Here is a 12,682-nt window from a genome sequence, read left to right as displayed (position 1 = left end):
TCGGACCGAAACTGGTTTGAAGGGGCACGCAGTACGTCGGAGTGCGCGCAGGGATAGCCAAGTCTGGTCAACGGCGCGGCGTTCAGGGCGCCGTCCCATAGGGGTCCGCAGGTTCGAATCCTGCTCCCTGCACTCCGTTTTCTCTCAACAGATAGACAATGAGTAAGACTAACCCGAGACTCAACAGTCTCATCGCCGAGCTAAAGGCGGCCTCGCGCGACTCCGGAGCCAACGTGTGGCAGGACGTCGCGGACCGTCTGGAGAAGCCCCGGCGCACCCACGCAGAGGTCAACCTCGGTCGTATCGAACGGTACGCCAAGGAAGACGAGACGGTCATCGTCCCCGGCAAAGTGCTGGGCAGCGGTGTGCTGGAGAAGAACGTCACCGTCGCGGCTGTCGACTTTTCGTCGTCGGCCCGCAAGAAGATCGAGCAGGTCGGTTCGACGGTGACGCTCGAACAGATCGCAGAACAGAACCCCGAGGGCTCCGACGTACGGGTGATCCGATGAGTCTCGCAGAGTTCGACGCCGACGTGGTCGTCGACGCGCGGAACTGTATCATGGGTCGCGTCGCCAGCGAGGTCGCTCAGAAGGCGCTCGCCGGCGAGAAGGTCGCCATCGTCAACGCCGAGGACACCGTCATTACGGGCTCGGAAGACGACGTGATGGGCGTCTACCGCAAGCGCGTGGACGTCGGCTCCGACCAGGGTCCGTACTACCCCAAGCGGCCGGACCGCATCTTCAAGCGCGCCGTCCGCGGGATGGTGCCGTACAAGACCGACGAGGGCCGCGAAGCGCTCTCGAACGTCCGCGTCTACGTCGGCAACCCGTTCGACGAGGACGGCGACGTCGTCGACGGCACTTCGCTGGACCGCCTCTCGAACATCAAGTTCATCTCGCTCGGAGAGGTCTCCGAGAAACTGGGTGCTAACGTCACATGGTAACGAACACGTCCGGAAAGAAGAAGACGGCCATCGCCCGCGCCACCGTGAGCGAGGGCGAGGGCCGCGTCCGTATCAACTCCCGACCGGTCGAACTGACCGAACCGGAGATGGCCCGCCTGAAGATGCTGGAACCGTTCCGCATCGCCGGCGAGGACCTCCGTTCGCAGGTCGACATCGACGTCACCGTGTCCGGCGGCGGCTTCGCCGGGCAGGCGGACGCGACGCGCACGGCCATCGCGCGCGGTCTGGTGCAGCATCTCAACGACGCGGAACTCCGCGACGCCTACATGGACTTCGACCGCTCGCTCCTGGTGAACGACGTTCGCCAGTCCGAGTCGAAGAAGTGGGGCGGACCGGGCGCGAGAGCGCGCTACCAGAAGTCCTACCGTTAGGTGATCCAACCATGATGATTCCCGTCCGGTGTTTCACGTGCGGCAACGTCGTCGGTGAACACTGGGACGAGTTCAAGGCCCGCGCCCGCGAGGGTGACGAAGACCCCGCCGAGGTCCTCGACGAACTCGGCGTCGAGCGCCACTGCTGTCGGCGCATGATGGTCTCGCACAAAGACCTCGTGGACGTGGTGGCACCGTACCAATAATGCAACAGCGCTACAACCGATACGAGAAGGCACGCATCCTCGGCGCGCGAGCGCTGCAGGTGTCGTACGGGGCGCCGGTCCTCCTCGACACGGACCAGAGCGAACCCATCCTCATCGCGGCCGAGGAGTACGACGCCGGCGTGTTGCCGTTCACGGTCAAGCGAGAGGGTAAGTGAACATGACACTCATCACCGACGTTAGACTCCGACGCGTCCTCGACTCCCGGGGCAACCCGACCGTCGAGGCGGACGTACTCACCGAGTCGGGCGGCTTCGGCCGCGCGGCCGCGCCAAGCGGCGCGAGCACCGGCGAGTACGAGGCTATCGAACTCCCGCCGTCGGAGGCCATCGCGGCCGCCCGACGCCACGCCATCCCGCGCCTCGTCGACGAGGTGTACGCGGGCAACCAGCGCGAGGTCGACGGGGCCCTGCGCGCCGCCGACGGGACGGACAACTTCTCGGAAATCGGCGCCAACAGCGCCGTCGCCATCTCGATGGCGGCCGGGAAGGCCGGCGCCGACGTGTTGGGCGCGCCCCTGTACCAGCACCTCGGCGGCGCGTTCCGCGGCGAGAACTTCCCGACGCCGCTCGGCAACGTCGTCGGCGGCGGCGAACACGCGAAGGAGGCCACGCACATCCAGGAGTTCCTCTCCGCGCCCGTCGGGGCGCCGAGCGTCTCCGAGGCCGTCTTCGCCAACGCCGCGGTCCACGACCGCATCTCCGAGATACTCGACGACCGCGACGTCCCCGCCGCGAAGGGCGACGAGGGCGCGTGGGCGCCGCCCATCTCGGACGCCGAGGCGTTCGAGGTGGTCGACGAGGCCGTCTCCGACGTGGAGGACGACCTCGGCTTCGAGATCGGGTTCGGCCTCGACATCGCCGCGGCCGAACTGTACGACGAGGAGGAGGGCGGCTACGTCTTCGGCGACGAGGTGAAGTCGACCGACGAGATGGTCGACTACGTCGCCGAGATGGTCCACGAGTACGACCTCGTCTACGTCGAGGACCCCCTCGACGAGAACGATTACGAGGGCTTCGCGGAGCTAACGGAACGGGTGGGCGAGCAGACGCTCATCTGCGGCGACGACCTGTTCGTCACCAACGTCGAACGCCTGCAGGACGGCATCGACGTGGGCGCCGCCAACTCCATCCTCATCAAGCCGAACCAGATCGGCACCCTCTCGGACGCCTTCGACGCCGTCGAACTCGCCGTCCGGAACGGTTACGACGCGGTCATCTCGCACCGTTCCGGCGAGACGGAGGACACTACCATCGCACACCTCGCCGTCGCCACCGACGCCGCCTTCATCAAGACGGGGGCGGTGCAGGGCGAGCGAACCGCCAAACTGAACGAACTCATCCGCATCGCGGACGACGCAGTATGACAGACAACGACAACGAAGCGGTCGAAGTCGTCGACGAGGACGTCGCGGAGGCCGAAGACGCCGACGCCGACGCCGCCGAGACGACCGAGGCCGAGACGACCGAAGAAGAAGTCGCCGAGGCCGAAGAAGCCGAAGCCGACGCCGAAGCCGAAACCGAGGAGGCTCCGGCGGCGGACGAGGACGAGGCCGAGGCCGAAACGCTCGAGGAAGACGAGGAAGAAACCGGGCCGGCGTTCGACGAGGACGTCATGCCGGACGAGGAGGCCGACCTCCTCATCCCCGTCGAGGACTACCTCGGCGCCGGGGTCCACATCGGGACGCAGCAGAAGACGAAGGACATGGAGCGGTTCATCCACCGCGTCCGCGACGACGGTCTGTACGTCCTCGACGTGAGCCAGACGGACTCGCGCATCCGCACCGCCGCGGACTTCCTCGCGAACTACGACCCCGAGCAGATTCTGGTCACGAGTTCGCGCCAGTACGGTCGGTTCCCGGCCAAGAAGTTCGCCGACGCCGTCGGCGCCCGCGCCCGCACGGGTCGGTTCATCCCGGGCACGCTGACGAACCCCGACTACGCCGGCTACATCGAACCCGACGTGGTCGTCGTCACCGACCCCATCGGCGACGCGCAGGCGGTCAAGGAGGCCATCACGGTCGGCATCCCGGTCATCGCCATGTGCGACTCGAACAACCAGACCTCGAACGTCGACCTCGTCGTCCCGACGAACAACAAGGGTCGACGCGCCCTGTCGGTCGTCTACTGGCTCCTCGCCAACGAGACGCTCGACCGCCGCGGCACCGATCAGGTGTACGCGCTGGAAGACTTCGAGGCCGAAGTCTAACTCGACCCCGCTTTCGACCGACGCGACGGTTTTCCTTTCTCTCGCCGGCGAGCGACGACGCCGAGCGACCGCTCAGTCCGACCGCTCGACGACGCCGAGTCGCCCCGCGAATCGCTCGTGGTCGAACCACGCCGCCCGCCTGCGCGTCTGTCCGAACGCGAACGGGTCGCCGAGCGAGAAGCGCTCGCGGGCCGCCTCGAAGTCGTCGACGCCGAGGAGGTACGCGCACGGCCCCTCGCCGACCGTCTCGATTCGCTCCCGGAGCGCTCCGTCCGTCCCCGCCTCCGCGAGGGCGACCGGCGCCCCCGGACAGACGCGCAGGCGGTCGAACGGGCCGTCGGCGTCGACGGGCGTCGGCAGGCGGTGGCGGCGGGCCAGGAGGTCCACCGAGGCGTCGGCGTCCTCGACGGCGAGGACGACGGCGGCGGTGCCGAGAAGCGGTGAGTCGCGGAGGTCGGGGTCGGGCGTCGTCCGGTAGGACCGGGGCGTCCGGTCGGCGACGACGAACGGGAGGCGTTCGTCGCCGTCGGGGCCCTCGAAGCACATGTCCCACTCGACGCGCGTCCCGTCGGGGCGGGTGCGCGAGGCCTCGTGCGGGCCGTCGACGCGGACGCCGCGGTCGATGGCGGACTTCGCCGACTTCGCCGCGTCGGAGGCGTCGAGACACCACCCGGCGGGGCCGGCGTCCGCGGCGAGGTGGGCGGGCCAGAACCCGGCGTCGGCGGGGTCGGTGCCCTCCGTCGGGGCGACGAGTTCGAGGTAGGAGCCGTCGGGGAGACCGACGACGGCCATGTGCGTCGTTCCGGTTCCGTGCGGGCCGCCGTATGTTGTGGGGAGGCCGACGGTTTCGGCGACCGCGCGCAGGTCGTCCAAGTCGAGGCCGGCGAAGGCGACGTGGTCGATGGTGAGCATCGGTCGCACGTCGACCCGAGCGCGCATAAACGGGGAGGAGGGACCGTCGGGAGACGCCGGCGTCGGCCTTCAGACCGGCGTGCCGCGGTGCAGGCCGCCAGAACAAGGGTTTTGTCTCCCCACCTCTACCGTCCTGTATGGATATCCTCCGTAGCGTCCACGCGGTCGCGACCGCTTCGGGCGACGGCACCGGAACCGGCGCCATCGACTGGGTCGCCGTCGCCGACGCCGCGAAGAACGTGACCGACCCCGGCGACCTCACGCTCTCCGAGGCCGACCGCGAGGGGTACGCGACGGACGTGCGAGACGCCCGCCGCCGCCTCCGCGACGTGGGCGACGTCGAGTTCGACCTCCCCGACACCGTCGAAGTGCAGAGCCGTCACCACTGGATCGACGCGAACATCCGGACGTTCGAGCGCGTGATGCGACCCATCGAGGAGCAGAGCCGCGTCACCCTCCCCGGCGTCACCCGCGTGGTCAACACCGGGACGATGGCGTTCATGCTGTCGTTCCTCGGCAAGAACGTTCTCGGGCAGTACGACCCCCTCCTCCTCGCCGAGGGCGACGAGGAGCACGGCCTCTACTTCGTCCACCCGAACATCGTCGCCGCGTCGGAGTCGCTGGACGTCGACTTCGCCCGATTCCGGCGCTGGATCGCCTTTCACGAGGTGTCCCACGCCGCCGAGTTCGGCGCCGCTCCGTGGCTCTCCGACCACCTCGAAAGCCGGATGCAGGACGGCCTCGACGCCCTCGCGGACGGGGAGTTCGACCGCGAGGCGTTCTCGGACCTCGACACCGCGATGACGGCCGTCGAGGGGTACGCGGAACTGCTGATGGACCGCGCGTTCGACGAGGAGTACGAGGACCTGCGGGAGAAACTCGACGCCCGACGCAAGGGCGGCGGTCCCGTCGCTCGCCTCGCGCGCCGCCTCCTCGGCCTCGGGATGAAGCGCCGCCAGTACGAACGCGGCGCGAAGTTCTTCGAGACCGTCGCGGACGAACGGGGCGTCGCCGCCGCCTCGACGGTGTGGGAGCGCCCGGAGAACCTCCCGACCGAAGAGGAGTTGGAGAACCCGTGGAAGTGGGTCGCCCGAGTGAACCCCGAATCGCGGCTCTGAGACGCGCGGCTCACTCGGCGTCGACGACGTCGACGATGTCGACGCCCGTGACCTCGAACCGCGCGCCGCCCGAGTCGCTCTCGGTCACGCGAACCGCCCAGCCGTGCGCGTCGGCTATCTCGCCGACGATTGCGAGCCCGTACCCGGTTCCGTCCCGGTCCGTCGAGTAGCCGTTCTCGAACACGCGCTCGCGGTTCTCCGGCGGAATCCCCGGTCCGTCGTCGGCCACGTAGAAGCCGTCGGTCAGGTCGCCGACTGAGACGGTCACCGGTCGGTCGTCACTCCCGGACTCCGCTTCCGTCTGTTCGCCTCTGGAGCCGTGTTCCACGGCGTCACCGGACCTCGTCCGGTGGCCTGTCGAACCGTGTTCGACAGCGTTCCGGAGGAGGTTCTCGAACAGTTGCCGGAGTCGCGCCTCGTCGGCGCGAATCCGCCGCTCGGTCTCGACTCGCAGCGTCGCGTCGGCTGTCGGGACGTTCGCCCACGACCGCTCGACGACCGAGTCGAGTTCGACGGCGGAGAGGTCGTCGATGGTGTCACCCGACCGCGCCAGTACGAGCAGGTCGTCGATGAGCCCGTTCATCCGTCGGAGGGCGCGCCGCGCGGGCGCCAAGTGACTCAGGTCCTCGGTCTGCGCGGCCAGTTCGACCGACCCCATCGCCACGCTCAGCGGGTTCCGCAGGTCGTGCGAGACGATAGACGTGAACCGACCCAGTCGCTCGTTCTGCCGCTGTAACCGCTCGCTCGCCCGCCGGCGCTGGAGCTCCGAACTCACCCAGCGGCTCATCAGGTCCACGAGCGTGACTTCCCACTCCGAGAACGGCTCGCTCCTGGCTTCCGTGTCGTAGAAGCAGAACGTCCCGTAGACGCCGTCGTCGACGAAAACGGGGGTACCGAGGTAACAGGAGATGCCCCACTCGGCGAAGCCGGCCCGGTCCGTCTCCTCCGGCGCGTCGCGCGCGACGTCTTCGAGAACGAGCGTCTCCTCGGTCGCGGCGGCTATCTCGCAGTTGGTCGCCGACACCGGTACGACGTCCCCCTCGCGGATGCTGTCGTCGGCCGCGTCGACCACCTCGAAGCGGTACTCCTCGCCCCGAATCCGCGACAGCGTCCCGTATCTGACTCCGAGTTGCGCGCGGCCGAGTGCGAGAAGCTTCCGAATGCGCTCCTCGAAGGGGAGCGCGGGGTCGGCGGTTATCTCGTACATCTCCCGGAGGACGCGTTCGCGCGTCCGGCGGTCGGTGATGTCGCGGTCGGAGACGATTATCTCGGTCACCTCGCCGTCGTCGTCCGTCACCGGTCTGAACACGCCGCTGACGATGCGATTCCCGCCGGAGCCGACGATTTCCGCCTCGAACGGGACGTACTCGCCCGACGCCGCACGGTCGACCCACCGCTGGACGTCGTCGCGGAGGGAGTCGTCGTCGCCCCACCACGGCGTCTCGCGGAACGGCGCGCCGAGTACCGCCTCGCGGTCGGCGTCGACGTACTCCATGGCCGTCCGGTTGACGTCGAGAACGGTCCCGTCGGGGGTGAGCAGTCCCACGAGGACGTTCGGGTCCTCGAACACCGCCTCGTACTGGCGCTCCGCGCGGGCGAGTTCGGCCTCGCGGGTCCGACGGCGCGTGATGTCGCGCGTCGACCCGCCGACGTGCGTCACCCGGCCGTCGGCGTCGGTTATCGGTTCGCCCTTGACCCACACGTAGCGCTCGTAGCCCTCGGCCTCGTTGACGCGGTACTCGATGTCGACCGGCCGGCCGTTCGAGAGGCCCCTCATCGCCCGCTCGACCCGCGCCCGGTCCTCGGGATGCACCGCGTCGAGGAACGCGCTGGGGTCCTCCCGAAGCGCCGCTCGCGACTGTCCGTAGACGTCCTCGTAAGAGGTCGTGACGAACACCGCCTCGCGCCAGTCGCCCGAGAACAACCAGAGCACGTCGTCGGTGCGGTCGACGAGTTCGGAGAACAGATGCTGTATCTCGTCTATCGAGGCCCGCGCGCGCTCTCGTTCGACCACGTTCACGATTCGGTTCGCCAAGACGGCGTAGTGGTCGGTCCCCCTCTCCTTCTGGAGGTAGTCCGTCGCGCCGGCCGTGATGGCCTCGCTGGCCACCTCCTCGGACCCCCGCCCGGTGTAGAGGATGAAGGGAAGGTCCGGCCGGGTCGTCCGGATGGTTTCGAGGAGGTCGATTCCGGTCCGTTCCGGCATCTCGTAGTCGGAGACGACGCAGTCGAACGCCTCCTCGGCGAGTCGGTCGAGCGCCTCGCCCACGTTCGTCGCCGTCTCCACCGTCAACCGGTCGTCCGTCCGTTCGAGGAACGCCGCGACCAGTTCGCTCAGGTCCGGCGCGTCGTCGACGTGGAGGACTCGAATTCGGTCGGTCGACGGCGACGAGACGCCCGCGAACTCGTTCATCGGTCGGTCCCCTCGGGGGCCGGCCTTCCCGCGCTCTCGGACGCGGCGGTCCGGCCACATCGGTTCGGTGTCATTGGTTGGTGTCTTCGGCGTCGGGACGGGTCGCGGCGTCCGGCCGACCCGCGTTCGTCCTCCGGGGCTTCCGGTGGCTGTCGGATAAACGTTCGTCCCGAAACCCCCGCGAGCGACTCCGATTCGGCCGACGGCGCCCCGCGCTCACCGACTGCGGCCGCGGTTCGTCGTCGCCAGGAAGTCGGCCCACCAGCGGACGAGAAAGAAGATGAGGATCAGACCGACGAGCAGTCCGGCGAGGAACCCGCCGCCGACGAGGACGGGAGAGCCGCCGGACTGGAAGGCGACCAGCGCGCCCGAGACGGCGACGAGGAGGACGAACCCGACCTTCAGCCGACTGCTCGCGGTGGCCCGTTCCTCCTCGCTCATGCTCGGCCCGACCATTCAGCCGTCCTCCGTGTCGTGCGCGACGCTCACGTGCATCCCGAGGAACACCCACTCGTCGGTCTCGGGGTCGGCGTCCGGGTCGTCGTCGGTCGGCCGCCGTTCGAGCGTCCCGCTCCACCGCGTCTCGAACGACCGGTCTTCGCCCGCCTCCGTGTCGGTCCACGCCATCCGGACGTCGTCGGCGAAGGCGGCGTGGTCGTCGCGTTCGACGACCCGCAGGTCGCCGCTCTCGACGGTCCAGTCCGTCGTCGTCCGGGTCTGTTCGCGGAGTCCCTCGGCGACCGCGTCGTAGCCGACGAGCGTCTCGCCCACCCCGAACTTCGTCACCGATTCGGATTCCGCGAAGTAGGGGTACAGCGGCTCTCCGCGGCGGAGGGCCTCGTAGTAGTCCTCGACGGTCGCCCGTGCGCTCATGTTCGACACGTCGGCGCGAGGGGATTTGAAAACACGGTTCCGCGCCGCGGGCGGCGACGACGCTCGGACGCCGCTACTGGAACCCGCGGCCGACCTCGTCCTCGTCGACGAGATCCTCCAAGTCCTCGTTCAACAGGGCGTCGGCGTCGGCGAACTCCTCGGTCAACTCGTCCAGTCGGTCGGGCCGGCCGTCGAACTCGTACTCCATCGGGCCGAACGCCGGACTGTCCACCGCGTCCATCAGGTCGGTGAAGAAGTCCTCCGGCGTCGTCGGCGCCTCGGCGTGGACCTTCACGGTCTCTTCGAGTCGGGTCGCCATCGACTTCGCGTGCTCGTCGTCCTCGGGCGGCGACTGCACGGCGAAGAGGCCGCCGTCGCCGCCGTCGCCGCGGCGGGGAAGCAGCGGTTCGATGTCGTCGTCGATTCGGCGGGCGACGCGCGACCCGACGCCGCGGACCTCCAAGGGGTTCTTCGCGTACGTCTTCAGTTCGTAGACGCCGACGCTCGGGTGTCCGAGGAACAGTTCCTCGCCGAGGCCCTCCTCTCGATGGCCGGCGACCGCCCGCCAGCCGTCGGGGTCCGCGCCCGACTCGGTAACGTCCGAGAGTACGTCCTTCCAGTCCCTGACGCGCATATACTCGCCGTGTACTACGGCGGTTCGGATGAGCGTGCCGGTTGTGACGTTACTGTTCGGCACGACGACCATCGGTAGAACGGGTGCTCCGACTCTCCCGGAAGCCCCCGGCCCCCTCCAATCCCACCCGGAGCGGTCGTTCGGCCGGTCGTCGTCCGTCTCGTAATCGTTCCGCACGTCGTCGCCTCCGTCCCGATTCCCGCGACCGACAGCGTTTTTCGCGCCGGCGCGGACCACTCGGTGTGAACCTCCGCGGCCGTCTCGTCGAGGTGGGCGACGAACGAGAAGTGGAGACGCAGTACGGGACGCGGTCGCTCGCGGAGATGTCGCTCCGCCCCGAGGGGGGAGACGTCGACGCGCCGGACGCGACCGTTCGGATGACGCTCTGGGGGAAGTGGACCCACACCGCCGACCTCGCCGAGACCGGTATGGACCTCCTCGTTACGGACGCCGAGGAGTCCGAGTATCGGGGAGAGACGACCTACTCCACCTCGAAGGAGTCGTACGTCGTCCTCGAACCCGACTTCCTCGTCGACGTAACGGACGTGCGCTCGTGGGTGCAGTGCCCGCGGATGTACTACCTGAACAAACTCTCGGGCATCCCGCTGAACTACCCCGTCGTGAAGGGGACCGTCGTCCACGAGGTGTTCGGCGACCTGTTGCGGGGGCGGGACCTCGAAGACTCTATCGACGAACGCGTCGCCGAGGCGGGCCTGCAACTCGGCCTCCTCGGCTACGACGCCGAGGAGGTGCGAGACGAGGTGCGGCGCAACGCGGCGGCCATCGAGGGCTGGTTGGCGCAGGGGACCCTCACAGAAGAGGACGGGTGGCGCTCGGAGTACACGCTCATCTCGCCGACGTTCGGAATCAAGGGGCGCGCGGACGCCCTCCGGCGCGGGATGCCCGTGGAGTTGAAGACGGGCAAGAACCTCAAGCGCGACCCGCGGTTTCAGGACAAGATTCAGGCCGCCGCGTACGCCCTCGTCCTCGCCGAACGCGGCGTCCCCGCCGACACGGCGACGCTTCTGTACACCAAGAACACCGCCCTCGAACGCAACGAGGAGTCCGGCGACCTCTCGCCCGCGAAGGAGTTCTCGATAGGGAAGGGCCTCCTCGACTTCGTCGTCCGCAAGCGCAACGAGATAGCCGCGATGGAGTTCGACTTCTCGGTGCCGACGGGGTTCGAGGCCGACGCGAAGTGCGAGTACTGCTTCGAGCAGGACACCTGCATGGTCGTCTCCGGGCGTCTGAACCAGGAGTCGAAGGCGGGCCAAATCGGTAAATCGCTCCCCGAAGACGAACGCGAGTACTTCGACCGGCTCTACCGCGCCATCGAGGAGGAGCGACGCGAGACGCACAAGGAGTACCGCAAACTGTGGGAGCAGTCCGCCGAGGAACGCGCCGACGACGACAGGGCTCTCATCGACCTGGACTACCTCGACAAGCGCGAAATCGAGGGCGGCCGCTGGGAACTCCGTGCGCGGCGGCCCGACGGCGCGGTGTCGAAACTCCGCGAGGGCGACATCTGCCTGGCCAGCGACGGCGACCCGGTGGGCGGGCACGCCGAACTCTGTCGCATCCGCGAACTCGGCGACGAGGTGGTCGTCACGGCGGACGAACCGGTCGAACTCCGCCGTCTCGACGTCTACCCCTCCGAGATATCCGTCTCGCGGATGCTCACCGCCGTCCACGACGCCCTGCTGAAGGGTTCGGAGGAGCGCAAGGACGTGCTGTTCGGCCGGCGCGACCCCGAGTTCTCCAATCGCAGCGCCGAGACGTACGTCGACAACAACGAGGCGCAGAACCGGGCCGTGCGACTCGCCGTCGACGCCGACGACGCCGCCCTCGTCCACGGCCCGCCGGGGACGGGTAAGACGCACACCATCGCGCGCACCGTCCGCGCCCTCCTCGACGACGGTCAGCGGGTCCTCCTCTCGGCGTTCACGAACCGGGCCGTCGACAACGCCCTGGAGGCCCTCCGCGAACAGGGAGTGTCGGAAATCGTCCGCGTCGGCACCGAGAACGGCGTCCGCGAGGACATGATGGACCTCCGTCTGGAGACGGCGGGCGAACCGAACGACCGCGCGGCGGAACTGAACGGCGCGCCCGTCGTCGCCGCCACTACCTCCTCCTGCGGGTCGCGGATGATGCGCGAGCAGTCCTTCGACGTGGCCCTCGTCGACGAGGCGTCGCAGTTGACCGAACCCAGTACGCTCGCGGCCGTCAACCTCGCCGACCGGTTCGTCCTCGTCGGCGACCACCAGCAGTTGCCGCCGGTCGTTCGGGCGGAGAACGACCTACAGAAATCGCTGTTCGAGCGACTCGTCGACCGCTACCCCGAGGCGTCGGTGATGTTGGACCGCCAGTACCGCATGAGCCAGCGCATCCAGGCGTTCTCCTCGGCGGAGTTCTACGGCGGGGCGCTCAGGCCCGCGAGCGGCGAGGTGGCCGCGCAACGGCTCTCCGACCTCGGCGTCGCGGAGTCCGATTTACCAGAAGTACTCCGCGACCCCGTGTCGTTCGTCGACCCCGGCGGGTCGCGCGTCGGCAACACGAACCCGAGAGAGGCCGACCGGGTGGCCGAACTCGTCGACGCCTACGTCGCCGCCGGCGTCGACCCCGACGACATCGGCGTCATCGCGCCGTTCCGCGCGCAGGTCGCGGAGATAAGCGAGCGGACCGACGTCACCGTCGACACCGTCGACCGCTTTCAGGGCTCCTCGAAGGAGGTGATTCTCGTCTCCTTCGTCGCCACCGGGACGCTCGACGGCCCCATCTTCGAGGACCACCGCCGAACCAACGTCGCCCTCACGCGCGCGAAGAAGGCGCTCGTCCTCGTCGGCGACGCCGACGCCCTCGCCTCGGACCCCTTCTACGCGCGGATGCTCGACTGGGCGCGGCGGTGAGGGCGTCGGAGACGTGCGAGCCTCGTCGGGCCATCGGTCCGACGGCGGTGAAGGCGTCG

General features: G+C 68.8%; 14 protein-coding genes and 1 tRNA gene. 10 read left to right on the top strand and 5 right to left on the bottom strand.

Features of this window, described 5'->3' with window-relative positions; genetic code table 11:
- The first annotated feature begins 47 nt into the window (after positions 1-47).
- The 8 genes from NDI79_RS11260 to rpsB all read left to right on the top strand — a co-directional run bounded on the left by NDI79_RS11260 (position 48) and on the right by rpsB (position 3,767).
- Positions 48-132 (top strand) — tRNA-Leu (locus NDI79_RS11260).
- A 26-nt stretch (positions 133-158) separates the two neighbouring features.
- A complete protein-coding gene (locus NDI79_RS11255; RefSeq protein WP_310924050.1) occupies positions 159-509 on the top strand; it encodes a 50S ribosomal protein L18e in 351 nt (116 codons plus the stop codon).
- A complete protein-coding gene (locus tag NDI79_RS11250; protein ID WP_310928550.1) occupies positions 506-943 on the top strand; it encodes a 50S ribosomal protein L13 in 438 nt (145 codons plus the stop codon). The genes NDI79_RS11255 and NDI79_RS11250 overlap by 4 nt, the downstream gene beginning before the upstream one ends.
- Positions 937-1,335, top strand: coding sequence for a 30S ribosomal protein S9 (locus NDI79_RS11245; RefSeq protein WP_310924052.1), 399 nt, complete (start codon positions 937-939; stop codon positions 1,333-1,335). The genes NDI79_RS11250 and NDI79_RS11245 overlap by 7 nt, the downstream gene beginning before the upstream one ends.
- Positions 1,336-1,346: 11 nt before the next feature.
- Positions 1,347-1,541, top strand: a complete 195-nt coding sequence (locus tag NDI79_RS11240) for a DNA-directed RNA polymerase subunit N (protein ID WP_310924053.1) — start codon at positions 1,347-1,349, stop codon at positions 1,539-1,541.
- A complete protein-coding gene (locus NDI79_RS11235) occupies positions 1,538-1,717 on the top strand; it encodes a DNA-directed RNA polymerase subunit K (RefSeq protein ID WP_310928732.1) in 180 nt (59 codons plus the stop codon). The genes NDI79_RS11240 and NDI79_RS11235 overlap by 4 nt, the downstream gene beginning before the upstream one ends.
- A gap of 2 nt (positions 1,718-1,719) precedes the next feature.
- A complete protein-coding gene (eno, locus tag NDI79_RS11230; RefSeq protein ID WP_310928549.1) occupies positions 1,720-2,925 on the top strand; it encodes a phosphopyruvate hydratase in 1,206 nt (401 codons plus the stop codon).
- Positions 2,922-3,767, top strand: a complete 846-nt coding sequence (gene rpsB, locus NDI79_RS11225; protein WP_310928548.1) for a 30S ribosomal protein S2 — start codon at positions 2,922-2,924, stop codon at positions 3,765-3,767. The genes eno and rpsB overlap by 4 nt, the downstream gene beginning before the upstream one ends.
- Positions 3,768-3,839: 72 nt before the next feature.
- Here the strand turns inward: rpsB and NDI79_RS11220 are convergent, their stop codons facing one another.
- The gene (locus NDI79_RS11220; RefSeq protein WP_310928547.1) at positions 3,840-4,679 is read right to left on the bottom strand and encodes a VOC family protein; all 840 of its coding nucleotides are present in this window, start codon (positions 4,677-4,679) and stop codon (positions 3,840-3,842) included.
- A gap of 137 nt (positions 4,680-4,816) precedes the next feature.
- Between NDI79_RS11220 and NDI79_RS11215 the strand changes: the two genes are divergently transcribed.
- Positions 4,817-5,797: a zinc-dependent metalloprotease gene (locus tag NDI79_RS11215; RefSeq protein WP_310928546.1), complete on the top strand. Its 981-nt coding sequence runs from the start codon at positions 4,817-4,819 to the stop codon at positions 5,795-5,797.
- A 10-nt stretch (positions 5,798-5,807) separates the two neighbouring features.
- Here NDI79_RS11215 and NDI79_RS11210 read toward each other — a convergent pair whose 3' ends face one another.
- The 4 genes from NDI79_RS11210 to NDI79_RS11195 all read right to left on the bottom strand — a co-directional run bounded on the left by NDI79_RS11210 (position 5,808) and on the right by NDI79_RS11195 (position 9,717).
- Complete coding sequence (locus tag NDI79_RS11210) at positions 5,808-8,210, bottom strand: response regulator (protein ID WP_310928545.1); 2,403 nt, start codon at positions 8,208-8,210, stop codon at positions 5,808-5,810.
- Positions 8,211-8,426: 216 nt separating this feature from the next.
- Positions 8,427-8,666, bottom strand: coding sequence for a hypothetical protein (locus NDI79_RS11205; RefSeq protein ID WP_310928544.1), 240 nt, complete (start codon positions 8,664-8,666; stop codon positions 8,427-8,429).
- Complete coding sequence (locus NDI79_RS11200; RefSeq protein ID WP_310928543.1) at positions 8,667-9,083, bottom strand: nuclear transport factor 2 family protein; 417 nt, start codon at positions 9,081-9,083, stop codon at positions 8,667-8,669.
- A 73-nt stretch (positions 9,084-9,156) separates the two neighbouring features.
- A complete protein-coding gene (locus NDI79_RS11195; protein ID WP_310928542.1) occupies positions 9,157-9,717 on the bottom strand; it encodes a hypothetical protein in 561 nt (186 codons plus the stop codon).
- Between the two features lie 242 nt (positions 9,718-9,959).
- Between NDI79_RS11195 and NDI79_RS11190 the strand changes: the two genes are divergently transcribed.
- Positions 9,960-12,623, top strand: coding sequence for an AAA domain-containing protein (locus NDI79_RS11190; protein WP_310928541.1), 2,664 nt, complete (start codon positions 9,960-9,962; stop codon positions 12,621-12,623).
- The last annotated feature ends 59 nt before the right edge of the window (positions 12,624-12,682 follow it).

It is taken from the genome of Halogeometricum sp. S3BR5-2, assembly GCF_031624635.1.
Taxonomy (GTDB): Archaea; Halobacteriota; Halobacteria; order Halobacteriales; family Haloferacaceae; genus Halogeometricum; species Halogeometricum luteum.
The sequence above is the reverse complement of the archived record's forward strand: the minus strand, read 5'-3'. Positions and strand labels throughout refer to the sequence as shown.

Coding starts and splice junctions, on each gene's coding strand:
- NDI79_RS11255 (WP_310924050.1), top strand. CDS start 159: ATGAGTAAGACTAACCCGAGACTCAACAGTCTCATCGCCGAGCTAAAG.
- NDI79_RS11250 (WP_310928550.1), top strand. CDS start 506: ATGAGTCTCGCAGAGTTCGACGCCGACGTGGTCGTCGACGCGCGGAAC.
- NDI79_RS11245 (WP_310924052.1), top strand. CDS start 937: ATGGTAACGAACACGTCCGGAAAGAAGAAGACGGCCATCGCCCGCGCC.
- NDI79_RS11240 (WP_310924053.1), top strand. CDS start 1,347: ATGATGATTCCCGTCCGGTGTTTCACGTGCGGCAACGTCGTCGGTGAA.
- eno (WP_310928549.1), top strand. CDS start 1,720: ATGACACTCATCACCGACGTTAGACTCCGACGCGTCCTCGACTCCCGG.
- rpsB (WP_310928548.1), top strand. CDS start 2,922: ATGACAGACAACGACAACGAAGCGGTCGAAGTCGTCGACGAGGACGTC.
- NDI79_RS11220 (WP_310928547.1), bottom strand. CDS start 4,679: ATGCTCACCATCGACCACGTCGCCTTCGCCGGCCTCGACTTGGACGAC.
- NDI79_RS11215 (WP_310928546.1), top strand. CDS start 4,817: ATGGATATCCTCCGTAGCGTCCACGCGGTCGCGACCGCTTCGGGCGAC.
- NDI79_RS11210 (WP_310928545.1), bottom strand. CDS start 8,210: ATGAACGAGTTCGCGGGCGTCTCGTCGCCGTCGACCGACCGAATTCGA.
- NDI79_RS11205 (WP_310928544.1), bottom strand. CDS start 8,666: ATGGTCGGGCCGAGCATGAGCGAGGAGGAACGGGCCACCGCGAGCAGT.
- NDI79_RS11200 (WP_310928543.1), bottom strand. CDS start 9,083: ATGAGCGCACGGGCGACCGTCGAGGACTACTACGAGGCCCTCCGCCGC.
- NDI79_RS11195 (WP_310928542.1), bottom strand. CDS start 9,717: ATGCGCGTCAGGGACTGGAAGGACGTACTCTCGGACGTTACCGAGTCG.